Origin of the sequence: Kribbella sp. NBC_01505, from assembly GCF_045040285.1 — a bacterium.
In the GTDB taxonomy this organism is placed as follows: Bacteria; Actinomycetota; Actinomycetes; order Propionibacteriales; family Kribbellaceae; genus Kribbella.
Map to the genome: position 1 here is coordinate 1,652,201 of NZ_CP109425.1, position 26,033 is coordinate 1,678,233.

Consider the following 26,033-nt stretch of genomic DNA (forward strand, 5'->3'; position numbering starts at 1 on the left):
AGTCTAGGGGGCGTCAACGTCGCAGCTATCACTTATCAGGTTATCAGCTTGTCTGAGGAGTTGGATCGGGTTAGCGTGCTCGGGTGATGCACTGGAACCGACAGCTGCCCTCCCCGATGCCGAGCCACCGCTACCGCGACATCTACGCCCGGGTGCCGGTCCCGGCGCCGGACCGCACCTGGCCGGACCGGCGGATCGACGCCGCCCCGCTCTGGGTCCCGGTCGACCTCCGGGACGGCAACCAGGCACTGGCCGAGCCGATGGACCCCGAGCGCAAACGCCGCTTCTTCGAGCTGATGGTTGCCATCGGCTACAAAGAGGTCGAGGTCGGCTACCCGTCCGCCTCACAGACCGACTTCGACTTCGTCCGGCTGCTCGCGACGACCGATCTGATCCCGCAAGACGTCACGATCGTCGTTTTCACGCCGGCCCGGCCGGACCTGATCGAGCGCACGATCGAGTCCATCCAGGGGATCCGCGGCGACGTCGTCGTCCACATGTACGCCGCCACCGCGCCGACCTGGCGAGACGTCGTACTGCGTCGGTCCCGGAACGAGCTGGCCGCGATGATCCAGGCCGGTGCCGAGCAGGTGCTGCGGCTGGGCGGGGAGTCGGTGCGGTTCCAGTTCTCGCCCGAGGTGTTCAACCTGACCGAGCCGGACTACATCCTGGAGCTCGCCGATCAGGTCACGAAGACCTGGGACGCTCGTCCGGAGCGGCCGGTGATCCTCAATCTGCCGGTGACGGTCGAGGCGGCGACACCCAATGTGTACGCCGACCAGATCGAGTACATGCACCAGAACCTTCCCCGCCGCGACGGCGTCATCCTGTCGGTCCACCCGCACAACGACCGCGGGACCGGGATCGCGTGCGCGGAGCTCGCCGTACTGGCCGGCGCGCAGCGGGTCGAGGGCTGCATCTTCGGCAACGGCGAACGCACCGGCAACGTGGACATCGCGACGCTGGCCCTGAACCTGCACGCGCAGGGCGTCGACCCGATGATCGACTTCTCGGCTATCGACGAGATCCGGGAGACGGTCGAGTACTGCACCCGGATGCCGATCCACCCGCGGCATCCGTATGTCGGCGAGCTCGTCTACACGGCGTTCTCCGGCACCCACCAGGACGCGATCCGGAAGGGGTTCGCCGTCCAGGGCGACGGGCTGTGGGAGGTACCGTATCTGCCGATCGACCCGGCCGATGTCGGGCGCGGGTACGAGGCCGTGGTGCGGGTGAACAGCCAGTCCGGCAAGGGCGGGATCGCGCATGTGCTCGAGACCTCGTGCGGCGTGCGGCTGTCGGCCGAGCAGCAGGTCGAGTTCGCTCGCCACGTACAACGCCGTACGGACGCGACCGGGCGGGAGGCGACCGCGGTGGAGCTGAAGGCGCTGTACGAGGAGGTTTACGGGTGCTCGAACTGAAGGACGTCGACTTCGTCCGGGACGGCAAGGTGCTGCTCGGTGAGGTGTCGCTGACCGTCGCCGAAGGTGAGCGGTGGGCGCTGCTCGGGCCGAACGGCGCCGGCAAGAGCACCCTGCTGAACCTGTGCGGCGCGCTGACGCACCCCACCCGCGGGACGGTCGAGATCCTCGGACGACGACTCGGTACGGTCGACATCCGGACGCTGCGGGAGTCGATCGGGCATGTGAATCCGCGGCATCCGTTGCGGTCGCCGCTGTCGATCACGGATATCGTGCTGACCGGTCTGACCGGGACCATCGAGCGGATGCCGCGCTGGGAACCGACCGCCGACCAGGTCTTCCGGGCTCGCGAGCTGATCGTGCTGCTGGGGATCGAGTCGCTGGCGGATTCGCCGTGGACCACGTTATCGCAGGGCGAACGTGGGCGGGCGCTGATCGCCCGGGCGCTGATCTCGGATCCGCGGTTGCTGCTGCTGGACGAGCCCACGACCGGTCTCGATGTCGCGGCTCGCGAGCAGCTGCTGGAGACGCTGGATCAGGTCCATGCTTCGCATCCGGAGTTGGCGTCGATTCTCGTGACGCATCACCTGGAGGAGCTGCCGACGTCGACAACCCACGCGGCGCTGCTGCGCGAGGGTCGCGTCGTGGCTGCGGGCCGGGCGGCCGACGTACTGACCACTGAGTTGGTGACGCAGACTTTTGCGTATCCGATCCAGATCCACCGGACCGCCGGTCGCTGGCTCGCCATCGCAGGCCGCTAGAGCCTTTCCTGCACTAGAGTTGAGCCTTCCTGGGGAGGGGTGGCGTACATGGCGACTGTCATGGGAGAAGTCCATGCCGATTCCGCCTAGTCTGATGGGGGAGCTCGGCGTCGAGGCTTGGGACGCTGAGTACCGGCGTATCGGGCGGGTGGTGTTCAGGCCTCGTCGGCGCGCTCTGCTCAGTCGGCAGATGATGCTGTCCTGGCTGGTCGTGGTTGTGCCATCGGTTGGCACCGTCGCGGACTGGGACTCGCGCGGCGTCTGGTTCTACGTCCGCGCCGCGATCATCCTGCTCCTGCTCGGCACCGCCGTCTCGAGCGTCGTCCGCATCCTGCGCGGCAAGCCCCTCCTCGTCGTCGACACCGAGGGCATCCGCCTGGGCAAGGGTTTCACCCCCTGGTCCGCCGTCGCCACCATCGGCCCCCCGGTCAAGGCCTTCACCTCGGACCACGTCCCGATCCGCCTCACCCAAGGCGACAGCTTCACCATCCCCCGCGACCACGTGGACGACCTCGCCGCCTTCACCACCTGGCTGACCCACCTCCACACCGAACGCCGCACCTAGGCGGCCGAGGTCCCCTCGTCGAAGCGGACGACCAAGCGAGCCTCGAAAGCTCGCGCGATCCGCTCGAGCAGAGCGAGGGTAGGAATCGTCCCGCCGGCTTCGAAGCGGGCTAGCGCGGACTGCGTCATCCCCGCCGCCTCCGCAAGCCGGGTCTGCGTCCAGCCGCGATCCTCACGCATCGCCCGCACCGACGCGCCCAGCTCGAACGCCCGGCGCGCAGCGTCATACGCCTCAGCGGCCCCAGGCTCCCCCAGCCGCCGCCCACGCACCTCATCCCAACCCGTCACGTCACTCCTCCTCCGTCGGCACTCCATGCGCCCGCTCGACGCACCGCCGATACGCTCTTCGCGCGCGGGCGATCTCCTGGGTGCGCGCGAAGAGTGCGGCCGACAGCGCTTCGAGCCAGTCACGCACTTCGGGCTCGAGTTCAACGGTACCCCAGGACATAGCACGAATGCTATATCGAATCCGTCACTCTCCGTCCTCGTTTATCCACAGGTGGGATCAGGCGAGGCCGAGGCGTCTGCTGAGGCGGGGGCCTCGTTTGATCTTGATCTCGCCGAGGATGGCGGTGCCGCGGATGTGGAAGGTTTTGGGGCGGGCCGGGGTGTTGGGGTCGGGGGCGGGGAGCAGGGTGGGGCCCTGGTCGGTGACGGAGCCGAGGATGGGGTTGGAGTCGAGGATGACGACGGCGTCGGCGGGGACGCGGATCTTGACGTCGGCCAGGATGCACTTCACGTCGACGTGGATCTCGTCGTACGGGAGGTGGGCCTCGGTGTAGTCGAGGGTGACGTCGCCGAGGACGGCGTTGACCTCCTGGCGCTGCGGGGGCTGCCAGTTGCCGAGACGTTTGGTGTCCGACAGGAAGACGTGGATCGGGTTCCCGGCCGGTACGACGGCGCCCGGCTGCTGCGGGGTCGCGGCGGGCTGCGGCAGGTCGTTGGGGAGGTCGGCGGTGAGCGGGACGAGCTCGCCGTACGTCTTGGAGGTGTACAGCGTCTCGAGGCGCTCCTCGAGCTCGGTGTAGGACAGCCGGCCCTCGCCCGCGGCGTCGCGCAGCACGTCGGCGACCTGCTCGCGTTCGGCGTCCGACACCCGTCGACGCAGCGCCGGATCCACCGGTGCCGGCGCGGCATCCTGCGGTCGATTGTCCTGGGGAACCTCATCCTGAGCCACGATCAAAACCTTACGCTCGCCGGAGTCCGTCCACCCTCCGAAACCTCCCCTAACGACCCCTGATCCGACCCCTGAGATTGTGCCCCGCGGGGCACTAAGCTTGATCAGTCCAGTCCACTGTCCATGGAGGTCTAGCGGTGTCCGCCGACTTCACGTACTCCGATCTGCTCCCGTTAGGTCCTGACGACACGGAGTACCGGCTGCTCACGACCGAAGGTGTCAGCACCTTCACGGCGGGCGACCGCACGTTCCTGCAGGTCGAGCCCGACGTCCTGCAGATGCTCACCGCGGAAGCGATGCACGACATCTCGCACTACCTGCGGACCGCGCACCTCGCGCAGCTGCGCCGCATCATCGACGACCCCGAGGCCTCCGGGAACGACCGGTTCGTCGCGCTCGACCTGCTGAAGAACGCGAACATCTCGGCCGGCGGCGTGCTGCCGATGTGCCAGGACACCGGTACGGCGATCGTCATGGGCAAGAAGTCCGAGGGCGTGCTGACCGGCGCGGTCGACGAGGAGTGGATCAGCCGGGGCGTGTACGACGCCTACACCAAGCTGAACCTGCGGTACTCGCAGATGGCCCCGCTGAACATGTGGGACGAGAAGAACACCGGCTCCAACCTGCCCGCGCAGATCGAGCTCTACTCGACTCCCGGTGCCGGCGATCCGGCGTACAAGTTCCTGTTCATGGCCAAGGGCGGCGGCTCGGCGAACAAGTCGTTCCTGTTCCAGGAGACGAAGGCCGTGCTGAACCCGGCCGGGATGATGAAGTTCCTGGACGAGAAGATCCGCTCCCTCGGTACGGCGGCCTGTCCGCCGTACCACCTGGCGATCGTGGTCGGCGGCACGTCGGCCGAGTTCGCTCTGAAGACCGCGAAGTACGCGTCGGCGCACTATCTGGACGCGTTGCCGACGACCGGGTCGCCGGTCGGGCACGGGTTCCGCGACGTGGAGCTGGAGGAGGAGGTCTTCAAGCTCACGCAGGACTTCGGGATCGGCGCGCAGTTCGGCGGCAAGTACTTCTGCCACGACGTGCGGGTGATCCGGCTGCCGCGGCACGGCGCGTCCTGCCCGGTCGCGATCGCCGTCTCCTGCTCGGCCGACCGCCAGGCGCGGGCGAAGATCACGCCGGAGGGCGTGTTCCTGGAGCAGCTCGAGCGTGACCCGGCCCGCTTCCTCCCGGACACGACCGACGAACACCTGTCGGACGAGAGCGACGTCGTACGGATCGATCTGAACCGGCCGATGGCGGAGATCCGGGCCGAGCTGTCGAAGCTGCCGGTGAAGACGCGGCTGTCGCTGTCCGGACCGCTGGTGGTCGCCCGCGACATCGCGCACGCCAAGATCAAGGAGCGCCTGGACGCCGGCGAGCCGATGCCGCAGTACCTGCGCGACCACGCCGTCTACTACGCCGGCCCCGCGAAGACCCCCGAGGGCTACGCCTCCGGCTCCTTCGGCCCCACCACCGCCGGCCGGATGGACGCGTACGTCGACCAGTTCCAGGCCGCCGGCGGCTCCTTCATCATGCTTGCCAAAGGCAACCGCTCGGCCCAGGTCACGAACGCCTGCAAGGCCCACGGCGGCTTCTACCTGGGCTCGATCGGCGGCCCCGCCGCCCGCCTCGCCCAGGACTGCATCAAGTCGGTCGACGTCATCGAGTACGCCGAACTCGGCATGGAAGCCGTCTGGAAGATCGAGGTCGAAGACTTCCCCGCCTTCGTCGTAGTAGACGACAAAGGCAACGACTTCTTCACCGATACCCGCAAACCGGTCCCCCTCACGACTCGGCCTCGGTAGGACCCGGACCGCCCCCACTCACCAACTTCTTCGAGCACCCGGCTCGCACGCTCAGCGTGGGGGTCGGGTGGGTCGTTTCTGGGGGTTGGTGAGTGGCTGGGGTCCGCTTCAGCTAGCTAGTTCATCGGCGAAGAGGGTGGGTCGGGGGGAGGCGGGGGCTGGGGGGAGGGGCCAGTCGGCTGGTGCGGTCCAGGATTGCCAGTCTTCGCTGAACGGGGTGGTCCAGGCTTGGATCTCGGCTACGGCCTGGTGGGCGGTGGCGGTGATGGCGTCGGCTTGGGCCTGGGTGAAGCGGCCGGCGGTGACGGCGCCTTCCAATTCGTCCTCGTCTTTCCAGTGGATCGCCCGGTCGGGGGTGATCCAGAGGTCGAGGACGTGGTCCTGGGTGGTGGTACGGCGGGCTGCGTAGTCGCGGGTGTGCGGATCCTCGAGATTCACGTACCAGCCGTTGAAGGTGCCGTCCTCGGACCAGAAGTACCAGACGGACCAAGGCTTCCCGGCCGGTGCGACCTTCAGGATGCCGGTGCCGTGCCAGATGTCGAGCTTCAGGACACGGGGTTCGGTGAACATGCCGACAGGCCCGGCGTGCCGGAGCTCCCGGCCGTCGGCGAGGACCGTCTTGAGGATGGGGGTCCGCGGGGCCAGCCAGGCGACCAGGCCATCGGCGTCATCGCGGACGACCGTCATCGGACGCACGGTGGGCTTGTCGGGATCGTTGGCGTAGACCCACTCGATGGTGGTCCCGGGTGTCCAGTAGGTCACGACTGCGCCGGCCTGGTCATCGACAGTACGTCGAGGGCCGCGTCGAGCTGCTCTTCGGTGAGATCGCCCTTCGCCACATGGCCGTTCTCGATGACGACCTCGCGGATCGTCTTGCCCTGCTTCAGCGCGCTCTTCGCGACGGCGGCCGCGTTCTCGTAGCCGATGTAGCGGTTCAGCGGCGTCACGATCGACGGCGACGACTCCGCCAGCGCCCGAGCATGGTCGACGTTCGCCGTGATGCCGTCGACGCAGCGCTCGGCGAGCAGCCGGGAAGCGTTGCTCAGCAGGGTGATCGACTCGAGCAGGTTGCGCGCGATCACCGGCAGCATCACGTTCAGCTCGAAGTTGCCGCCGGCACCGGCCACGGTGATCGTGGTGTCGTTGCCGATCACCTGGGCGGCGACCATCAGAGTGGCCTCGCAGATCACCGGGTTCACCTTGCCCGGCATGATGCTCGACCCCGGCTGCAGGTCCGGCAGCGAGATCTCGCCGAGCCCGGCGCGCGGCCCGGAACCCATCCAGCGCAGGTCGTTGCAGATCTTGGTCAGGCTGACCGCGATCGTCTTCAGCTGCCCGGACAGCTCAACCAGCCCGTCCCGCGCACCCTGAGCCTCGAAGTGGTCCTCGGCCTCGGTCAGCTCGAGACCGGTCCGCCGATTCAGCTCCACGATCACGGCCGCTGCGAACCCGGGCGGAGTGTTGATCCCGGTGCCCACCGCGGTCCCACCCAATGGGAGTTCGGAGACGCGCGACAGCGACGCCCGTACCCGATCGCTCCCCCGCCGGATCTGCTGCGCATACCCGTTGAACTCCTGGCCGAGCGTCACCGGAGTCGCGTCCATCAGGTGCGTCCGCCCCGACTTCACGACCTCGGCGAACTCAGTGCCCTTACGAGACAGCGACGACACCAGTACGTCGAGGGCCGGCAACAGCTCGTGGACGACGCCGGCCGTCGCGGCCACGTGGATCGCCGACGGGAAGGTATCGTTGCTCGACTGCGAGGCGTTGACGTGGTCGTTGGGGTGCACGTCCACACCCGCCTGGGTCGCCAGCGTCGCCAGGACCTCGTTCACGTTCATGTTGGTCGACGTACCGGAACCGGTCTGGAACACGTCGATCGGGAACTCCGCGTCGTACTCCCCCGCGGTGACCTGGTCGGCGGCGGCCACGATCGCAGCGGCCCGCTCCGCGTCCAGCACGCCGAGCTCGGCGTTCACGACGGCGGCCGAGGCCTTGATCTGCGCGAGCGCGTGCACCAGCTCCGGGGCCAGCGGCCGGCCGGAGATCGGGAAGTTCTCCACCGCGCGCTGGGTCTGTGCCCGCCACAACGCGTCCTTGGGGACCTTGACCTCGCCCATGGTGTCGTGCTCGATCCGGTATTCCACGTTCTCACCCATACCAGTCAGACTACGTCGCCCCTTGGTAGACGTAGTAGAGCTCCTCCCGCCCCTGCAACCGCACCGGGACCGGCGTCACCTGGCACGCTCCGAAGACCACCTCCACCGCCGCTGCCAGCGCGGGCGACTCCGACGACGACCACACCGTCAACACCCCACCCGCCCGCAACCGCTCCCGGCACACCGTCAGGAACGACGACTCGTAGATGGCCGAATTCTCGTTGTACACAAGGAAGTCCGGCCCGTTGTCCACATCCAGCAGAATCGCGTCGTACGACGCCATCCCAGCCGCCGCGATCACCGCCCGCACGTCCCCGACCTCGACCGCAACCCGCGGATCGTCCAGCACCGACGGCACCAGAGCACCCCGCATCCACCCCACCAGCTCCGGCTCGATCTCCGCCACCACCACCGCACCGAGACGAACATCACGCAACAACGCCCGCACGGTGTACCCGAGCCCCAGCCCACCCACCAGCACCCGCTCCGGCCGCCGTACCGCCCCCAACGCCACCGAAGCCAGCGCCTCCTCACTCGACGTCTCCACGTCATCCATCACAAAAACCCCATTGACCCGCAACTCCAGCGCCCCGTCCTCCTCCCGCCGCCGCAGCACCACTTCCCCCCGCCCACTAACCGCCCGCGCAATCTCCACCCCCACATCATCCCGAACGTCCGAAAGACCCGCAGGCGTGGTCTCCGGATCGTCGGACGTTAGCGACAGCTCCTCCGCAACGTCCGAAGGACCCGCAGGCGTGGTCTCCGGATCATCGGACGTTGGCGACAGGGTTATCCACAGATGGGAAAAGGCACGCACGACGGGGGGAGCGTTCACAGCATCTTCTTGCGGTGAGCGATATGACGAGATGTGTTGGGGCGGTGCGGTGTGGGCAGTGCGGAGAGTGTGAATGGAGATCGCGGCGGCGATGGTGGAGCCCTCGGGTGGCACAGCTCGCCTCGGCGCAGGAGGGTGTTGTCTCGCGCCTCCAATTGGCCGCGATCGGCGTGCCTCGGTGGCAGACCGTCGCCGAGCTGCGCGGAGAGCGGTGGGCCCGGCACGGATCACAGACCCTTGCGACCTACACCGGGCCACTGACCGCGCGGGCGGTGTGGTGGTCCGCGATCTTCGAGGTCGGCGGCGGCGCCGCGCTCGACGGCTCAACAGCGTTGAGCGCGGCAGGCTTGAGCGGATTCGACGACGTACTGCATGTCTCCGTGCCGAAGTCCTGGCACCCGCGCCGAGCACGCGGTGTGGTTGTCCACGAGACTCGCCGCCGGAAGCCGGACGACCTGGTCGAGACCGGGCTCCCCCGCACGCGGCCTCCGGTCGCGGCGGTGCGGGCGGCCCTGTGGGCACGTTCGGACCGGGAAGCGGCGACGATCTTGGCGATGTCCGTCCAGCAGGGTCTGACCACGGCCGAGGCGATCACGGAGGCGTTCGCCACCGTACGGCGAGATCGGCGGCGCAGGTTCATCGCGACGATCCTGCCCGATCTCGCGAAGGGCGCCCAGTCGATCGGCGAGCTCGACTTCGCCCGCCTCTGCCGGGAGTTCGGTCTCCCGGAACCGGATCGACAGACCCGCCGACGCGGACCGGACGGCACCTGGTACCTGGACAACCATTGGACGCCGTACGACGCAGTGGTCGAGATCGAGGGCGTCCACCACCTGGAGGCAGCGCAGGCGCTGGCCGACGCGAGCCGTCAGAACGAACTCACCATCGGCCACTCCCGCGTCCTCCGAATCCCAGTCATCGGCCTCCGGGTATCCCCCGCGCACTACATGTCCCAGGTTGCGCGCCTCCTCCGCTCCGCCGGCTGGCCCGGCTGATCACAACGTCCGAAAGAACCGCACACCGGGTCTCCGCATCGTCGGACGTTAGCGATGGCACTTCCGTAACGTCCGAAGGAACCGCACACCGGGTCTCCGGATCGTCGGACGTTAGGGATGGGGGTCCGCGTCGTGGGCCAGGAGGGCTAGTTGGACTCGGTTGGTCAGGTGGAGTTTGGTTAGGGCGTTGGCTAGGTGGGTTTTGATGGTGGCTATGCCTAGGTGGAGGGAATCGGCGATCTCGGCGTTGGATTTGCCTTCGGCGATGGCTTGTACGACGTCTCGTTCGCGGTCGGTGAGTTGGGCCAGGGCGGTGCGGGCGGCGGTACGGCGGGTGTCGGCGTCGGTGCGGGCGGCGTGGGTCATGAGTTGGCGGGTGGATTGCGGGGAGAGGACCGATTCGCCGGCGGCGACCTTGAGGATCGCGTCGAGGATCTCGGTGGGGGCGGCGTCCTTCAGCAGGTAGCCGGCGGCGCCGGCGCGGAGGGCGCCGAGGAGGTGGTCGTCGGAGCCGAAGGTGGTGAGGACGAGGACCTCGGGCGCGGCGGGATCACTACGGATGGCGGCGGTGGCGGCGACGCCGTCCAGGACCGGCATGCCGATGTCCATCAGGACGACGTCCGGATGCAGGTCGCGGACGGCCTCGACCGCCTCGCGGCCGTTGGCTGCCTCGCCGACGATCCGGACCGACGGGGTTCCGCCGAGCATGCTGGACAGACCGGCGCGGACGAGCGGGTCGTCGTCCACCAGGAGCAGCCGGACGGGAGAACTCACGGCGTCATCGTAGGGTCCACGGGAGCCAGGCCGCCAACCGGAAGTCCCCGTCGGCGGTCGGCCCGTACTCGATCCGCCCACCAGCCAGCGTCGCGCGCTCGGTAAGCCCGATCAGCCCGACCTGCGATCCCGGATCGCCCGCACCCGACTCAAGACGGTTCGCCAGATCGACCTGCAGTCCCTCCCCCGGCCCACCACTGAGGGTCACCCGAACGCCCTGGTGCGGCGCATGCTTGCGCGCATTGGTGAGCCCTTCCTGGACGATCCGATAAGCATGCCGCCCGATCCCCTCCGGCACGGCGGCCAGATCAACGCCGACGGTCAGATCCACCACCATCCCAGCCTGCCGCGATTCATCCACCAGCTCAGCGATCCCACGGCGCGGACCTTCCGAAACGTCCTGCGCCCGAAGTACGCCGACGATCTCGCGCAGGTCCTCGACACAATCGCGCGCGCTGCTCCGGATCACGCCGGCCGCCCGCGACAGCTCGTCGGTCGGCATGTCCGGGCGGAACTCCAACGCACCCGCATGCACGGTCAGCAAAGACAACCGATGCCCGAGCGCATCATGCATCTCCCGGGCGATCCGCTCCCGCTCCTGCCGCTGCCCCTGCTCGACCCGCAACGCCTGCTCGCTCTCGGCCCGAACCGCCCGCTCCGTCAGCGAAGCCAGCAACTCGCGCCGCGTCCGTACGACGATGCCCCAGGCAACGATCGCGAGACAGGCGAGCCCGGTCAGCGTGACCGCGATCGCGTAGCCGTTCGGGACGTTCGCCACCGGGTAGAGCCAGAACTGCACCAGACAGGACGCCACCGCGACCCCACCGAGCGACAGGCTGACCGCGGGCCGGCGATGAACGGCGACGCTGAACAACGCGATCCCGGCCGAGCCGCCCATCGACGGCACCGCCGTAGAGCCGACAATCATCAGCAGCATCAGCGCTACCGGCCAGCGCCGCCGCAGTAGCAGCGCGAGCGCTCCGGCGATCGCGAGACTCAGATCGAGCCAGCCCGGCAGCAAGCCGAAGCGTGGCGGCGGGCCGGTGGGAGCAGGGCCCCAGCCCGTGCCCCGGAGCGTGAACAGACTCAGCAGGAACCCGATCAGCACACACGCGACATCGACCACCCGGTCCCGCGGCGTCAATCGCCCGTACCCGGGCGCGGCCCGCGAGCCCGGCGCGATCAGCGCGGCAACCCACGTATTCTCCACGCGACCGACCGTATCCCCCGCAGAGACTTTCGGTGGAGATTGCGATCCACCGGCAGTCTCGGCAACGTGTCCTGCCGACGGATCCGCCGTACCGGGTGGTCGGGGCAGAGTTGGCGGCATGAAGCGGCTCGGGAAGTTCCTCCTGCGGTTTGTTGCCTTGGTCATCGTCCTGGTGCTGGCGTTCGTGGTGTCCTCGAAGATCTGGACCTGGCAGGACGATCGCAAGGCGGAGCTGACGACCACAGGCCCGTACACGGCCGAGCTGGAGTCGCTGAACAAGCACCCGCTGCCGAAGTGGTTCCAGGACGCGAAGTTCGGCGTGATGCTCCACTGGGGGCTCTATTCGGTGCCCGGGTTCGCGCCGAAGGGCAAGACGTTCCCGGAGCTGCTCGCCTCCGAGTACGGAGATGCGATGACGCACAACCCGTACGCCGAGGACTACGCGAACGCGCTGAAGGACCCGGAGTCCCCGACTGCCAAGTATCACCGCGAGCACTACGGCAATGCGCCGTACAGCGACTTCACCAAGCAGTTCGACGCCGGACTGGCCAACTGGGACCCGGACCGCTGGGCGAGCCAGTTCAAGGCGGCCGGAGCGTCGTACATCGTGGTGACCGCGAAGTACGCCGACGGGTACTCGATGTGGCCGACGCAGGTGCGCAACCCGCACGCACCGGACTTCCACGCCAAGCGTGACCTGATGGGCGAGCTGGCCACCGCGGTTCGCAAGCAGGGGCTCAAGTTCGGGGTGTACTACTCCGGCGGCGTCGACTGGACGTTCCAGAAGAAGACCGTGCAGACGCTCGGCGACTACACCTACCTGCACTACGGCGAGGACTACCGCCAGTACGCCGTCGCCCAGGTGCGCGAGCTGATCGCGAAGTACAAGCCGGACATCCTGTGGAACGACATCTCCTGGCCGACCGGCAGCAAGCGCATGTACTCGGTGATCGCGGACTACTACAACACCGTGCCGGAAGGTGTCGTCGACGATCGCCTCACCACCGCGTCGTTCGGCCGGCAGTTCATGAGCCCGAAGCCGATGCGCTGGGTCTTCGACCGGCTGCTGAGCGGACTGCTGAAGCTCCCGGACGTGGCCGACCGGATCAGCACGCCGAGGGAGGTCCCGCACAGCGACTTCAGAACACCCGAGTACGCCGGCTTCGACTCGATCCAGACCAAGTTCTGGCAGCAGGACCGCGGGATCGGCGGGTCGTTCGGCTACAACCGCGAGGAGACGGAGGCGGACTACACCAAGTCGCCCGAGCTGATCGGCGAACTGGCGAAGGCGAGCGCGAACAACGGCGCGTTCCTGCTGAACGTCGGCCCGAGCGGCGGCGCCGGTGAGATCGTCCCGGAGCAGCTCAGCCGGCTCACCGACATCGGCGCCTGGCTGAAGACCAACCGTGAGGCGTACGACGGTTCCCGGCCCTGGACGCAGTCGTCAGCCAGGACCGCGGCCGGCGACATCGTGACGTTCACGCGGAAGGGCGACGACCTCTATGCGACCGTCCTCGGTGCCCCGAAGGGCGACATCGTCATCCAGGGTGTGGCGCTCAAGGGCCCGGCCACGCGCCTCGGCGTACCGGCTGCTGTTCCGATGACCACAGCCGGGGGCAACACCACACTGAAAGGTGCAGACGGCTCCTACGCGCCCGTCTACAAGCTCAGAGCGGGTTAGTACCAGCCCTTGGCCTGGGAGTGGCTCCAGGCGGAGCACGGGGAGCCGTAGCGGTCCTCGATGTAGTCGAGGCCCCACTTGATCTGGACGACCGGGTTGGTCCGCCAGTCGGCGCCGTAGGCGGCCATCCGGTTACCCGGGAGGGCCTGGGCGATGCCGTAGGCCGAGGAGCTCGGGTTGTCGGCGCGGGGGTTCCAGCGCGACTCCTTGTTCCACAGCTTCTCCAGGCAGCTGAACTGGCTCTGGCTCCAGCCGTGGTCGGGCAGCAGGTTCATCGCGATCTGCTTGGGGGTGCCCTCGAACTTCTTCCGCTCGGCGTCCCGGCTGGCACGCTCCTCGCGGGAGTTCCGGTCGGTCTTCTGCAGCGCCTGGTAGCGCGCGAGGGCGGCGTTCTTGGCGACGCGGCGGCGCCAGGCGGCGTCCTGGGAGGCCTGCATCTCCTGCGCCTGGGCCTCGACCTGGTTGCGGATCCGGACCGCTTCTTCGGCCTGTTCCTGCTGGGTCAGGATCTTCTGGCTCGGCTGCTTCACCGCCTGGCCCTTCTCGCTGTTCACGACTGCGAGCTCGGCGCGACCGGACGCGGAACTACTTCCGGCGGAGCTGAAGAGGTCGATACCCGTTACCACGGTGACCACGGCGATCCCTGCCACAGAGAGAGCCGCGACGGAGCGCTTCGCTTTCATCTTTCCTTCCGAGAACCCGACCCCCGTCGGCAGCAACAGAACCATACTTTGGCCTAAACCGAGCGTGATCACAAGCAGGTCACGAGCCACGGCGCGGCCGCCGCAGGGGCGACCGCGCCGTGGCGGACGAAGTCTTACGCGTGCTTTACAGACAGTGATGAGCAAAGCTCATCATTACTCCTTACGCGTCAGTCAGATCTGCAGGTCGTCGAGCATCTCGGTGACCAGCGCAGCGATCGGCGAACGCTCCGACCTGGTCAGCGTGACGTGCGCGAAGAGCGGGTGGCCCTTGAGTTGCTCGACCACCGCCACCACGCCGTCGTGCCGGCCGACCCGGAGGTTGTCACGCTGGGCCACGTCGTGGGTCAGCACGACCCGCGAGTTCGCGCCGACGCGGGACAGCACGGTCAGGAGCACGTTGCGCTCCAGCGACTGCGCCTCGTCGACGATCACGAACGCGTCGTGCAGCGACCGGCCGCGGATGTGGGTCAGCGGCAGCACCTCGAGCATGCCGCGATCCATCACCTCTTCGATCACGTCGCCACCGGCCAGCGCGCCCAGCGTGTCGAAGACCGCCTGCGCCCAGGGCGCCATCTTCTCCGACTCGCTGCCCGGCAGATAGCCGAGCTCCTGGCCGCCGACCGCGAAGAGCGGCCGGAACACGACCACCTTCTTGTGCTGGCGGCGTTCCATCACCGCCTCCAGGCCGGCGCACAGCGCGAGCGCCGACTTCCCCGTACCGGCTCGGCCGCCGAGCGAGACGATCCCGACGTCCGGGTCGAGCAGGAGGTCGAGCGCGACCCGCTGCTCGGCCGACCGGCCGCGGATCCCGAAGGCCTCGCGGTCGCCGCGGACCAGCCGGACCCGCTTGTCCGGCATCACCCGGCCGAGCGCACTGCCCCGGTCGGACAGCAGCACCAGCCCGGTGTGGGTCGGGAACTCGCCGGCCTGCTGAAGCTCCAGCACGCCTTCCTCGTAGAGGTCGTCGACCACCGCGGTCTCGACCTCGAGCTCGGCCATCCCGGTCCAGCCGGACTCGAAGGTGATCTCGGCCCGGTACTCCTCGGCCACCAGGCCGCAGGCCGAGGCCTTCACCCGCATCGGCAGGTCCTTGGAGACCAGCGTGACGTCGCGGCCCTCGGCCTTGAAGTTACAGGCCACGGCCAGGATCCGGCTGTCGTTGTCGCCGAGCCGGAAACCGGCCGGCAGGCTCTCTGGGTCGGTGTGGTTCAGTTCGACCCGCAGGCTTCCACCGTTCTCCCCCACTGGCAGGGGTGCGTCGAGACGTCCGTGCTGAATCCTGAGCTCGTCGAGCAGGCGTAGTGCGGTGCGAGCGAAGTAGCCGAGTTCAGGATGATGCCGTTTGGCCTCCAATTCGGTGACGACGACCACCGGGACGACCACCTCGTGCTCGTCGAACCGCAGCAGCGCATGCGGGTCCGACAGAAGCACCGAGGTGTCCAGCACAAAAGTGCGCTGGTCCGGTGTGGATGAGGTACTTGACGCCTTGGCGTGGGTGGCAGCCATGTCGCACGTCCTCTCGGGCCGCGGCGTGCACCACGCCCGGCCCACCAGTGTTAGGTGTTGGACCGGGAGTCGGGGATCAGCCGGATCGAGACAGAGCGTCTCGGGTACTCCGTTCTACCCCTGCAAGGGGCATCCGGCTGGCGAACGATTCTCAAGCTGATCGCACCTCCCGTAACAGCCGGCTTCCCCTCCGACCGTCAATGTCAGAGTAGGAGGGTCCCGCAAACCCCGCAGCCCGACACGCCCGTCCCCGGGGTTAACAGGGTGTTACACCTTCCCCCCACCCGGGGGAGGCGGTTCACCCGACGGGGTGATCCGGTACGCCGGGCCGCGGCCGAGGCTCGTGTCATGCGGAAGAACTGGCCGGTACCGGCGGGCTGCGCGACAGCCCTGTGGTCCTTTGTATACGGCGTTGCAGGCCTCTACTGGTCATTAGGAGGCGCCCACTACCCGTTCGCAACGGTCGAGGACGACCGGTCGACCGCCTCGGTACTGGAAGGCGCTCCAGTGGCCGTTGTCGGGCCAGCCATGGCCACCCTGGGATTCGGCGGCGCCGCACTGGCCGTGGTGATGACCAGAAGCCGGCCGCGCGGGTGGTTGCTGCAGACAATCGCCGCGGTGCTCGCGGTGGGTCTCGCTCTGGTGATCCCCGACTACACGCTGATCGCAGTGGTCGCGTTCTCCCCCGCCCTGGTGGTCTTCGCGTTCACCGGTGTCCCGGGTGCACAGGGCGGAGTCGGCGACATCCTGTACTGGCACCGAGTGAACCTGCTCATCGTGTTCATCGGCGGGGTGCTCTGGGCGGCGACCGCGATCGCCTACCACCGCCGCAGCCGGGACGCGTGCGTTTCCTGCGGTCGCGGCGACGGTCCGGCGCCTGCCTGGACCACACCGGAGTCCGCGCTGCGCTGGGGACGGATCGCCGTCACCGTGGCAGTCGTCGCGAACCTCCCGTACGAGGCCACCCGGATCGCCTGGTACTTCGGCTGGCCGGTCGGCATCAGCACCGACTTCCACCAGATGATGACCGACACCCCGGGCATGCTGGAGCTGGGTCTCGGGCTGGCCGTGATGGGGATTGGTGGCAGTGTCCTCACGCACGGTCTGGTGCACCGCTGGGGTGAGGTCTATCCGCGCTGGATCTGGTTCAAGGCCGGCCGCCGGATTCCGCCACGGCTGGCCATCATCCCGGCCGCCGTGGTGGCGGTCTGTCTGATCCCGGCCGGGCTGATGAACGCCCAACTGCCGCTGGACGGCGACAACTGGGCGCTCAACGCCCCTGGCATCCTCTGGATCGCCTGGGGTCTCGCACTCGGCACAGCGACGTACGCCTACTACCTCAGACGCCGTACGACGTGTCGCCGGTGCGGCCGCTCAACGGATCGGTTGGCCGTCCAGCCGGATGTTGTCGACCGCCCAGTACCAGTTGTTCCGCGCGTCGTAGATCCGGAATCGTAGTGTCACCGTGGTGGCGCCAGCCGGTACGGCGAGCTCCTTCCGGATCTCCTTGTTCTCCACATCGCCACCCGCGTTGTCATTGCCGGTCGCGTCGCTGCTGTAGCGGAGTAGCTCGACCGGAGCGCCGGTGTCGAAGGTGGCGGTGACCGCGACCTTCTGCGGCGCCTCCTGGCGGTAGTGCGAGTCGAAGACCAGGTACAACTTCGCCGTACCCGCGGGCAGCGTCACAGCAGGCGACACCAACGTGGAGTCGAACGCACCACGGCCGGAGGCGCCGTCCAGGTCGTCCCAGTCGTCAGGGTCCGCCACCGCAAGCACACCGAGCCCCAGCTTGAACAGGTCGCGGTCCTGACCACCGGTGCTGTGCATCCGCTTGGTCATGAACGTCCAGCCCTGCAGGTCCTTAGGCCCCTGCGGCATGGCCGGAGCGTTCACCACCGACCACCCGGTCGGCGGAGTCGGCGTCCACCCGAGCAGACCAGCCGGTGCGGGGCGCTGCGCGGCCGGCTGCAGCTTGTCGGCCAGCGACTCGAAGTCCTCGTCCAGCAGGTGCCCGGTCATCAGCGGAGCGACCAGTGGCGTGACAGACCCTTCGACGCTGAGCTGACGCCCATGCGCCTGCGCCCGTACGACGGCCTTCAGCGTCCGCGGGTCGTCGTTCGTCAGCCCGGCCGGTGTGGTCACCTCCCAGGACGCGGTCGCGACCTGTCCGGCCGTGACCGACGCTGGCGCCGCCGCGACCAGCTTGGCCGACCAGCCGGTCGGTACGACCAGCTCGGCCGACACTGCGGTGAGGTCGTCGGCCACCGCCAGCTTGGCGGTCACCACAGTTGCCTTGCCCGGCAGGATGATCGGGTCGTCGATCGTGGTCGACGCCTTGGCGACCTCCACCGCAGCCGTCAGCACCGGTGCGACCCGTGGGATCGCAGCTGCCTCAGCGACGGCCAACCGATCACCAGAGCGCCCTTGGAGCAGAACGCGGACCCGCCGCAGCTCCTTGTCCGTCGTACCGGCTGGTGCGGTCACCAGCCAGGTCGCAGTGGCCTTCTGACCGGCAGCCAGCGTGGCAGGCGCCGCATCGGCCACCTGCGCGTTCCAGCCAGTCGGTACGTCGAGGATGGCGTGCAGGCCGGTCACCTTCGCGTCGGCGACCAGGTGGGCGGTGAGCAGCGTCGGGCGGCCCGGCACGATGCTCAGCCGGTCGCCCGTGACCGGAGCCGGCAGAGTGATCCAGGTGAAGACCGGATCGGGCAGGCCGAGCGCAGGGTCGGTCTTTCCAGCGCGCAGCGACGGCAGTCGGCCCGCACGGCGGCGCAGGAAGTACGGATCACCTTCAGCGGTGACAGCGATGTCGTACCAGCCGTGTGAGCCAATGCGCACGAGCACCTCGCGGAACTGGCCGCCAGGCACGCGCACCTCGCGAATGCCTTGCCCATAAGCCAAATCGCCGACCTGGAAGGTCTGTGAGCGCCGGGTGCCGTTGACGACCTTGACCAGCAGTACTCCGCTCCGGGCGGCCAGCACCTCAGCGTTGAGGTCGCCGTCGCGACCACGCAGGTGCCAGAGCGCTCCAGCGGGACCATGCACCCGCAGGTCGAAACCACTCGCTCCGAACGACCACTGGTCGGTCAGCCGACCACGTGCACCCACGGTGTAGTTGCGCGGCGCGACACCGGGCTCCGGGTAGACGGAGAGCACTGCGGCCTGAGTGCCGTCGTTGCTGAACCCGAGCTCGACAGTGCCGCGACGGATCCGGCTACTGAGGTTGAGTGCGTACGGCAACGGCCGCAGCGTCTTGGTACCGCGCTTCTGCCGCGGAAGCACCTGCGGGCTCGGCACAGTCGGCGCGGGCCGACCAGCGGCGTCATCGCTCTTCTTGCGGTTCCCACTGGTGTCCGGAAGCTCAGGCCACGCCGGGTCCTCGCCGGAGAAGTCGAACGCCGACACCAGGTCGCCAGTGATCGCCCGGCGCCACGGACTGATGTTGGGCTCGTGGACTCCGAACCGGCGCTCCAGGAACTGGATGACCGAGGTGTGGTCGTAGACGGTCGAGTCGACCGCGCCACCGCGACTCCAGGGCGACACCACCAGCATCGGTACCCGGATCCCGAGACCCAGCGGCGTCGGACCAGCCACGCGGGTCTCACCAGCAGGCAGCGTGTCGGACCACGCGCCCTGCACCCGGTACTGACCACGCTGATTCACCAGCCGGTACGCCGTACCGCCCGTGCTCCGGACCTGGACGACCAGCTCGCCGTCGGTGCTGACCGTGCTCTTGCCGCGCCCGTTGGCCAGTGGCGGCACCGGCGGGAGGTCATGGTCGAAGAAGCCGCCGTGCTCGTCGTAGTTCAGGATGAACGCCGTCTTCGCCCAGACCGCCGGGTTGTCCGCCAGTGCGCTCAGCAGCTGGGCGGTCAGGTGCTCACCGTTCGGCGGTGTGTAGGCGGCGTGCTCGGACAGCGCAGCCGGAGCGACCAGCCAAGAGACCTGCGGCAGCTTGTCGGCCTGAACGTCCGCAGCGAACTCCTTGACCAGTGCAGCGCCCATAGCGAACGGGTCGCCCTGCTGACTGCCGTCGCCGACCATTCGCATCCCGCGCTCGTACAGTGACGAGCCCGGCTTCGCGTTCACGAACGGCGTGAACCAGGCCAGTGCGTTGTCGTCGAAGTTGTCCAGCGCCTGGTACGTCTTCCAGGTGATCCCGGCCGCTTCCAGACGCTCGGCGTACGTCGTCCACTCGTACCCGCCGGTGATCTCGGTGTTGTCGATGACCGGCAGGTCGCGGACCGTGCCACCACTGGTGCCGGTCATGAAGTGCTCGCGGTTCGGGTTGGTGCTGGTCTCGATCGAGCAGTGGTAGGCGTCGCAGACGGTGAAGGTCGAGGTCAGCGCGTCGTAGAACGGCATGTCGGCCGGCTCGTAGAAGCCCTGACCCATCCAGCCGCCGCTGCGGCGCGTCACGTAGCCATCGGCGATGCCTTCGGCCCGGGCGCCCATCGACGTGGTGTAGCCGAAGTCGGCCGCGCCCTGGCGGTAGGCGTTGGTGTGGGCGGCGTTCATGCTGAACGGCGCGAGCCAGCCCTCCGGGCGGGACGGGTCCGGCTGGAAGCCGACCGGCAGGCCGTTGACGCCGCGGACGGCGGCGCGGTCACCGAAACCGCGGACACCCGCGGCGGTCCCGAAGTAGTGGTCGAACGAGCGGTTCTCCTGCATGAAGATCACCACGTGCTCGATGTCCTCGAGCCGGCCGGGCCGGGCCGGTGCGGCCAGCGCCTCCTGCAGGCTCGGGGGAAGGGTGGCCAGAACTGCCGCTCCGACAGCGCTGCCGAGCACCGTACGGCGGGAAACGGTGGTCATCCGGGGGCTCCGATCTCAGGCGATGGACCGGATGTTGCGCAGCGCAGGCGAAAACCACGTGAACGGCAGACGTTCAGGCGCGCGAAATTGGTCCGGACAACAGATTAATTGGTCCGGACCAAATTGGCGGAGAGATGCGTGTCAGGTGCCGAAGCGACGCTCTCGCTGGGCATAACTTCGGACCGCACGCAGGAAGTCGACGTGCCGGAAGTCCGGCCAGAGGGCTTCACAGAAGTAGAACTCGCTCAGCGCGCTCTGCCAGAGCAGGAAGCCGCCCAGGCGCTGCTCGCCCGACGTGCGGATGACCAGATCCGGATCCGGCTGGCCCTTCGTGTAGAGGTGCCTGGCGATGTGCTCGACGTCGACCCGCTCGGCCAGCTCCTCGATCGAGATGCCCTGCGCGGCCTCCTCGAGCAACAACGAGCGGACGGCGTCGGCCAGCTCGCGGCGGCCGCCGTACCCGACTGCGACATTGACGAGCATGCCGTCGACGTCCTGGGTGGCGGTCTCGGCGCGTTTGAGCGTCTCGGCGGTCGCACTCGGCAGCAGATCCAGCGCGCCGACCGGGTGGATCCGCCAGCGGCCGATCGCGGTCAGCTCGTCGACCGCCTGCTCGATGATCCGCAGCAGCGGCTCGAGCTCGTCGGCCGGCCGGGTCAGGTTGTCCGTGGACAGCATCCAGACCGTGACGACCTTGACGCCGACGTCGTCGCACCAGTGCAGGAACTCGGTGATCTTGTTCGCCCCGGCCTCGTGGCCGTGCGACACCGGGTTGCCGGCCGAGCGGGCCCACCGCCGGTTGCCGTCGATGATGACGCCGATGTGCCGCGGAATCCGTTCCGGCGGCAGCGAACGCTGCACGCGGCGTTCATAGATCATCATGAGCGCGTCGCGCAGTTTCTGCTTGCCCGGTGTCTGCATGAGCAGGTCTTCGCCTCCAAGTCCTCAGCAATGAGGCTAGCCCAGATCAGGCTGGGAAAGGGACTCCGAACTTTTCACTTGTCCGCGGCATCGTAGACGCGGGAGAAGGTGCATGGTGGTGGTGACTTCGCCTACATTTCATCCTTCAGGAGGGTTGAACCTACGGTTCCGTAGGTTACGGTTGAGTAGGTAGGCTCTACGACCCACCGCCCAGCATCACGAAAGGACGGCGATGACCGCTTCCAGCGCCCAGCCCCAGGAAGTCGGCCACGGTCTGTCCGACCGGCTCAAACCGAAGCTGCGCGGCTGGCTGCACGCCGGCACCTTCCCGCTGGCGACCGCTGGCGGCATCGTGCTGATCTGCCTCGCGCCGCACGCGAACGCGCGCTGGGCCGCCGCGGTCTACACGGTCGGCGCGATGCTGCTGTTCGGCATCTCCGCGCTCTACCACCGCTTCTACTGGGGTGCGACCGGCGAGGCCATCCTGCGCCGGCTGGACCACAGCAACATCTTCCTGCTGATCGCCGGCACCTACACCCCGCTCGGCATGCTGCTGCTGAGCGGCAAGGACCGCGTCCTGATGCTCAGCCTGGTCTGGGGCGGCGCGACGCTGGGCATCCTGTTCCGGGTCTTCTGGGTCGGCGCACCCCGCTGGCTCTACACACCGATCTACCTGGCCATGGGCTGGGTCGCGGTGTTCTGGATGGGCGACATCTACCACCAGGGCGGCGCGGCAGTGGTCACGCTGATCGCCGTCGGCGGCCTGCTCTACTCGGTCGGCGCGGTCATCTACGGCACCAAGCGCCCGAATCCGTCGCCCCGCTGGTTCGGCTTCCACGAGATCTTCCACGCCCTGACGGTGGCCGCGTTCGCCTGCCACTACATCGCCGTCAGCATCGTGACGTACACAGCGCGTTGATCTGAAGGCTGGCTGAAGGGTCCGGCGCGACTCTGAGTCATGAGCATTCTGGACGCACTGACCGCCGACGAACTGACCGAACTGGGCCGGACCGTCGCCGGAGTACCCAACGCACGCATCGATGCCGTGCGGGTCGAGGTCGTGGACTACCCGATCGGCACACCGAGCACCGAGGGGCTCTACCGCGTCTTCGGTACGGCGGATGGTGTGGCCTGGTCGTGTTTCGTGAAGCAGCTGCAGTCCGCACGGCACTGGGCGCACATCGCGATGGTGCCGGACGGATTCCGGGAGGAGTTCATCCAGAACCTGCCCTGGGAGCTGGAGATCGCGGTCCACCGCAGTGGCATGGCGAAGTTGCTCCCGGACGGTATGCGTCTTCCCAAGCTCTACCGCGTCGACCTGTACGACGACGACCGCGGCACCCTGTGGATGGAGAACGTCATCCCGGAGCCAGGCCCGTGGCCGATCAGCCGGTTCGAGCGAGCGGCGTACCTGCTCGGTCGACTGTCAGCGCGCCGGCAGCCGCATCTGGTCGAACCGCTACTCCCCCGCGGCACGGTGACCACGCCGGGCATCGCACTGCGGTACTACACCGGTGGACGGGTGCTGATGAGCGCCGTACCGGCTCTTGCCAATCCTGAGACCTGGAAACACCCGCTGCTCGCGGAGGCGGTCAGCAACCTGGGCGATCACAAACTGCGGGACGATCTGCTGGCACTGAGCGCGCGGCTGCCTGCAGTGCTCGATGCACTCGACGCGTTGCCGCAGTGCTACCAGCATGGGGATGCGAGTCCGCAGAACCTCCTGGTGCCGCAGGGGTCGCCGGATGAGTTCGTGGTGATCGACTGGGGCTTTGACTGCCCGCAAGCGGTCGGCTTCGACCTGGGGCAACTGTTAGTCGGCCTGGCGCACGCTGGTGAGCTCTCGCCGGACGCACTGCCCGCGGTCCACAAGGTGATCCTGAAGGCGTTCCTGAGCGGCCTGGCCGAAGAGGGCATGCAGGTGACCGAGGAGCAGGTGCTCTACGGCTACCTGGGCTCCCTGTGCGCCAGAGCGACGTTCACCGCGCTACCGCTGGAGGAGATCACCAAACCGACCGACCCCATCACAGCGGCACTCTTCGAGCAGCGCGTACAGCTGACCCGCGCCCTCGTAGACCTGGTCTCCCCCGTCGTATAAGCCCCACCCGTGAACGCAGTTCGGGGCAGTGTGGTGCGGCTCCGGGCGGGCGTGCCGTGGCCTGCCCCGGGGACGGGCTCGGGCGAGTGACGCATGACCTGCCGGTGGACGTGCTCGGCGGGCAAGTACGCCGACAGTCCAGCGACCGGACTGAAGAGGCTCGGCATTCGGACATTCCGGCCCAAAACCGTCCAACCGCGAGCTTTGCGGTGACTTACTGCCACCCAGAGGCAGTACGTCTCCGCAAACCCACGCAACCGCAGCGCTCGGATGCGGCCGGCAGCGCACGCAGCGGTTGCCCGCCGCCACAACCGGCGCCAACAGGCAGGTGGCTGGCCAATCCCGTGGCTGAGGTGATGGCGAGGTCGACACCCCGGGTGCCCGCCACCTGAGCTTCCGCGCTTCGGTTGCGGTGCAGAAAACGAGGGGATCTCCCTGCAAGTTGCCCCTTCTCCCCTCAAAATTCGGGCAGAGAAGGGTCACCCTGAACGGATATCCCCCGAAATTCCGCAGGCCAGCCACCCGCGGCGAGCCATCCCACGACGCCGGGCGGGCGACGCCACCCGCACCACAGCGGAGCCGCACGGATGGGCCCAACCTCCTGCAGCACAGCCGGCGGTACAGGTGGGATTTGATCTCAGTCCTGTCTCGGCTGCAACGAATCGGGTGCGATCGGGTATCCCTGTTGTGTGAAGAACCTAGGGAGATACACAGCGCTCGCCGCCCTCGCTGGACTGGTTCTGAGCGGGTGCGGTGACGAGTCCAGTGCCGGTGGTCAGCCATCGGCAACACCTACACCCAGCGTGCCGACGGTGACCGAGTCGACGCCGGTCGGGGTCGGTTTGCCGATGACGGTGAGCCGGACCGGCGGTTTCGCCGGGTTCGACGACCAGATCCTCGTCGCGGCCGACGGTGTTGCCACGGTGAGTTCCCGTGGCAAGGAAACCGTGCGGTGCAAGCTCGACCCGACGCTGCTGACGCCACTGGCCGCAGCGGCGCAGCAGGTCGACTGGGCAAGCCTGACGATGGTCAAGCCGTCCGTGCGGCACCCCGACGACATGATCATCGCGGTGACCGCCAACGGCAAGGTCGCCCGGCTCGAGGACCCGAAGCTCAAGCCCCTGGTGGCCCCGGTGGGCAAGCTGCTCACCGAGGCCAAGACCCCGCCAGGGGATCTCTGCAAGCCGCTCTAGGGGACGGTGACCGCGGCGTCGTCGACCACGAAGCTCGTCTGCAGTGACGAGTCCTCGGCGCCGAGGAACTTCACAGTGACCGTCTTCCCCTTGTAGGCAAGGAGGTTGAAGGTCTTCTCCGTGTACGTCGTGTTCTTGTTCAGGTTCGAGTACGTCGCCAGCGTGGTGGTCGTGCCACCGTCGACGACCTGAACCTTCACCGTGTCGTACACGGTCGACGTGGTGGTCTCGGCGGTGTCGATCCGGATCCAGAACGACAGCGTCGCCGCTGTCGCCGCGGCCGGGATCGCCACCGACTGGCCGGTGTTCTCGGTGCTGGTGTTGCCGTTGCCCTGCAACCACGCCTTCCAGCTACCGGTCCGGGCCGGCTTCGAGGTGCTGTTGGTGACAACCCCCGACGTACCGGTCCAGTTCACCGCACCGGACTCGAAGCCCGGGTTGGCGAGCAGGTTCGACCCACCCGGAGGCGGTCCGCTGCCGTAGTCCTTCTGCGCGTAGTTCCAGACCATGTGGCCGATGGCATCGATCTGCCGGTCGAGCGACGTCAGGTCCAGGTTCGTGTTGGTGTCACAGGCGCGGTGGTAGCACTTGTCGAAGGCAACATTCGCCGAGCCGCCCCACTTGGTGGCCTGGGCCGACGACTTGATCTCCTCGGCGCCGGAGAAGGTGCCGGCGGTCGGGAGGCCGAGCGACCGGAAGGCCGCGTGGTCGGACCGGCCCTGGACGTCGATGTACTCCGTCTGCACGTTCTTGCTGGTGAAGTACGCCTTCAGGTCGTCCCGCGCGCCGTTGCCGGCCGCGTTGTCGTCGTAGATGAAGTAGCCCGGGTTGGGCGACGCGATCATGTCGAAGTTCATGTACAGCTCGATCTTGTCCCGCTCGGCGGCCGGGAGGTTGTTCACGTAGTACTTGGACCCGAGAAGCCCGAGCTCCTCGGCACCCCAAAAACCGAAGCGCAGACGGTTCTTGGGAGTCTGGCCGCTGGCGGCATAGGTGAGCGCGGTCTCCAGGACACCCGCACTGCCCGAGCCGTTGTCGTTGATGCCCGGACCGGCGCTGACGCTGTCCAGGTGCGAACCGGTCATCACGACGTGGTTGGCGTCGCCGAACGGCCATTCGGCGATCACGTTGTACGACGTACCGGCCGAGGTGGAGAACTGCTGCAAGGTGGTGGTGAAACCGGCGGCGTCGAGCTTGGCCTTCACCCAGTCGGCGGAGGCCTTGTAGCCGGTGCGACCGGTGTACCGGTTGCCGCCGTTGTTGTTGGCGATGGTCTGGAACTGGTCCAGGTGCGCCTTGGTGTTGGTCACCGAGATGTCCGGCGAGTCGACTGTCACGGAGGCGGTGGCGGACGGGACGACAAGAGCTCCGGCGGCGAGTGCGACGCCGAGAGCTGCTGCAGACAAGGATCTACGCATGG

The 26,033-nt window shown here is 68.0% G+C and carries 23 protein-coding genes; 10 read left to right on the top strand and 13 right to left on the bottom strand.

All coding sequences use genetic code 11. The features are described 5' to 3' along the window. The first annotated feature begins 86 nt into the window (after positions 1-86). The 3 genes from OG474_RS07450 to OG474_RS07460 all read left to right on the top strand — a co-directional run bounded on the left by OG474_RS07450 (position 87) and on the right by OG474_RS07460 (position 2,747). Positions 87-1,421 carry a 2-isopropylmalate synthase gene (locus OG474_RS07450; RefSeq protein ID WP_405064550.1) on the top strand — a complete coding sequence of 445 codons (1,335 nt, stop codon included), beginning with the start codon at positions 87-89 and terminating at the stop codon, positions 1,419-1,421. Next, on the top strand, positions 1,409-2,182 hold the full coding sequence (locus tag OG474_RS07455) for an ABC transporter ATP-binding protein (RefSeq protein WP_405061473.1): 774 nt from the start codon (positions 1,409-1,411) through the stop codon (positions 2,180-2,182). The genes OG474_RS07450 and OG474_RS07455 overlap by 13 nt, the downstream gene beginning before the upstream one ends. 73 nt (positions 2,183-2,255) lie before the next feature. Then, positions 2,256-2,747 carry a hypothetical protein gene (locus OG474_RS07460; protein WP_405061474.1) on the top strand — a complete coding sequence of 164 codons (492 nt, stop codon included), beginning with the start codon at positions 2,256-2,258 and terminating at the stop codon, positions 2,745-2,747. Here the strand turns inward: OG474_RS07460 and OG474_RS07465 are convergent. Genes OG474_RS07465 through OG474_RS07475 form a run of 3 tightly spaced genes read right to left on the bottom strand, consistent with a single transcriptional unit; the run spans position 2,744 to position 3,923 of the window. Continuing rightward, entirely contained in the window at positions 2,744-3,034 is a 291-nt protein-coding gene (locus OG474_RS07465; RefSeq protein ID WP_405061475.1) for a helix-turn-helix domain-containing protein, read from the bottom strand. The two genes, OG474_RS07460 and OG474_RS07465, sit on opposite strands and share 4 nt — an antisense overlap. 1 nt (position 3,035) lies before the next feature. Further along, positions 3,036-3,194 carry a hypothetical protein gene (locus tag OG474_RS07470; protein ID WP_405061476.1) on the bottom strand — a complete coding sequence of 53 codons (159 nt, stop codon included), beginning with the start codon at positions 3,192-3,194 and terminating at the stop codon, positions 3,036-3,038. A 57-nt stretch (positions 3,195-3,251) separates the two neighbouring features. Further along, positions 3,252-3,923, bottom strand: coding sequence for a DUF1707 domain-containing protein (locus tag OG474_RS07475; RefSeq protein WP_405061477.1), 672 nt, complete (start codon positions 3,921-3,923; stop codon positions 3,252-3,254). A gap of 137 nt (positions 3,924-4,060) precedes the next feature. Between OG474_RS07475 and OG474_RS07480 the strand changes: the two genes are divergently transcribed. After that, complete coding sequence (locus OG474_RS07480; RefSeq protein WP_405061478.1) at positions 4,061-5,722, top strand: fumarate hydratase; 1,662 nt, start codon at positions 4,061-4,063, stop codon at positions 5,720-5,722. Between the two features lie 108 nt (positions 5,723-5,830). Here OG474_RS07480 and OG474_RS07485 read toward each other — a convergent pair whose 3' ends face one another. From OG474_RS07485 to OG474_RS07495, 3 genes are read right to left on the bottom strand one after another with little or no spacing between them, the layout of a single operon-like run. Continuing rightward, complete coding sequence (locus tag OG474_RS07485) at positions 5,831-6,484, bottom strand: DUF402 domain-containing protein (protein WP_405061479.1); 654 nt, start codon at positions 6,482-6,484, stop codon at positions 5,831-5,833. Continuing rightward, positions 6,481-7,881: a class II fumarate hydratase gene (locus OG474_RS07490; protein ID WP_405061480.1), complete on the bottom strand. Its 1,401-nt coding sequence runs from the start codon at positions 7,879-7,881 to the stop codon at positions 6,481-6,483. The genes OG474_RS07485 and OG474_RS07490 overlap by 4 nt, the downstream gene beginning before the upstream one ends. 10 nt (positions 7,882-7,891) lie before the next feature. Beyond that, positions 7,892-8,437, bottom strand: coding sequence for a spermidine synthase (locus OG474_RS07495; RefSeq protein ID WP_405061481.1), 546 nt, complete (start codon positions 8,435-8,437; stop codon positions 7,892-7,894). Positions 8,438-8,823: 386 nt separating this feature from the next. Between OG474_RS07495 and OG474_RS07500 the strand changes: the two genes are divergently transcribed. Further along, complete coding sequence (locus OG474_RS07500) at positions 8,824-9,711, top strand: hypothetical protein (protein WP_405061482.1); 888 nt, start codon at positions 8,824-8,826, stop codon at positions 9,709-9,711. Positions 9,712-9,822: 111 nt separating this feature from the next. Here the strand turns inward: OG474_RS07500 and OG474_RS07505 are convergent, their stop codons facing one another. Together OG474_RS07505 and OG474_RS07510 are read right to left on the bottom strand one after the other, a co-directional pair. Next, positions 9,823-10,485, bottom strand: coding sequence for a response regulator (locus OG474_RS07505; RefSeq protein ID WP_405061483.1), 663 nt, complete (start codon positions 10,483-10,485; stop codon positions 9,823-9,825). Positions 10,486-10,489: 4 nt separating this feature from the next. Continuing rightward, positions 10,490-11,695, bottom strand: a complete 1,206-nt coding sequence (locus OG474_RS07510; protein WP_405061484.1) for a sensor histidine kinase — start codon at positions 11,693-11,695, stop codon at positions 10,490-10,492. A gap of 118 nt (positions 11,696-11,813) precedes the next feature. Here OG474_RS07510 and OG474_RS07515 point away from each other — a divergent pair, with 118 nt between their 5' ends. Then, on the top strand, positions 11,814-13,376 hold the full coding sequence (locus tag OG474_RS07515) for an alpha-L-fucosidase (protein ID WP_405061485.1): 1,563 nt from the start codon (positions 11,814-11,816) through the stop codon (positions 13,374-13,376). Here OG474_RS07515 and OG474_RS07520 read toward each other — a convergent pair. Next, on the bottom strand, positions 13,373-14,059 hold the full coding sequence (locus OG474_RS07520) for a transglycosylase SLT domain-containing protein (RefSeq protein ID WP_405061486.1): 687 nt from the start codon (positions 14,057-14,059) through the stop codon (positions 13,373-13,375). The genes OG474_RS07515 and OG474_RS07520 overlap by 4 nt on opposite strands. A 192-nt stretch (positions 14,060-14,251) precedes the next feature. Beyond that, the gene (locus tag OG474_RS07525; protein WP_405061487.1) at positions 14,252-15,586 is read right to left on the bottom strand and encodes a PhoH family protein; all 1,335 of its coding nucleotides are present in this window, start codon (positions 15,584-15,586) and stop codon (positions 14,252-14,254) included. 348 nt (positions 15,587-15,934) lie between these two features. On the opposite strand from OG474_RS07525, the gene OG474_RS07530 reads away from it, so the two are divergent. Next, a complete protein-coding gene (locus tag OG474_RS07530) occupies positions 15,935-17,044 on the top strand; it encodes an NYN domain-containing protein (protein WP_405061488.1) in 1,110 nt (369 codons plus the stop codon). Here OG474_RS07530 and OG474_RS07535 read toward each other — a convergent pair. Together OG474_RS07535 and OG474_RS07540 are read right to left on the bottom strand one after the other, a co-directional pair. Further along, positions 16,961-20,401 carry a phosphocholine-specific phospholipase C gene (locus OG474_RS07535; RefSeq protein ID WP_405061489.1) on the bottom strand — a complete coding sequence of 1,147 codons (3,441 nt, stop codon included), beginning with the start codon at positions 20,399-20,401 and terminating at the stop codon, positions 16,961-16,963. The genes OG474_RS07530 and OG474_RS07535 overlap by 84 nt on opposite strands. A gap of 141 nt (positions 20,402-20,542) precedes the next feature. Beyond that, positions 20,543-21,322, bottom strand: coding sequence for an isoprenyl transferase (locus tag OG474_RS07540; protein WP_405061490.1), 780 nt, complete (start codon positions 21,320-21,322; stop codon positions 20,543-20,545). Between the two features lie 232 nt (positions 21,323-21,554). Between OG474_RS07540 and OG474_RS07545 the strand changes: the two genes are divergently transcribed. The 3 genes from OG474_RS07545 (at position 21,555) to OG474_RS07555 (ending at position 24,613) form a co-directional block, all read left to right on the top strand. Continuing rightward, positions 21,555-22,241, top strand: a complete 687-nt coding sequence (locus OG474_RS07545; RefSeq protein WP_405061491.1) for a hemolysin III family protein — start codon at positions 21,555-21,557, stop codon at positions 22,239-22,241. A 39-nt stretch (positions 22,242-22,280) separates the two neighbouring features. Next, positions 22,281-23,420, top strand: a complete 1,140-nt coding sequence (locus tag OG474_RS07550; protein WP_405061492.1) for a phosphotransferase — start codon at positions 22,281-22,283, stop codon at positions 23,418-23,420. Positions 23,421-24,232: 812 nt separating this feature from the next. After that, a complete protein-coding gene (locus OG474_RS07555) occupies positions 24,233-24,613 on the top strand; it encodes a hypothetical protein (RefSeq protein WP_405061493.1) in 381 nt (126 codons plus the stop codon). On the opposite strand, the gene OG474_RS07560 is transcribed toward OG474_RS07555, so the two are convergent. Continuing rightward, entirely contained in the window at positions 24,610-26,031 is a 1,422-nt protein-coding gene (locus OG474_RS07560; protein ID WP_405061494.1) for a M28 family metallopeptidase, read from the bottom strand. The genes OG474_RS07555 and OG474_RS07560 overlap by 4 nt on opposite strands. Positions 26,032-26,033: the final 2 nt, after the last annotated feature.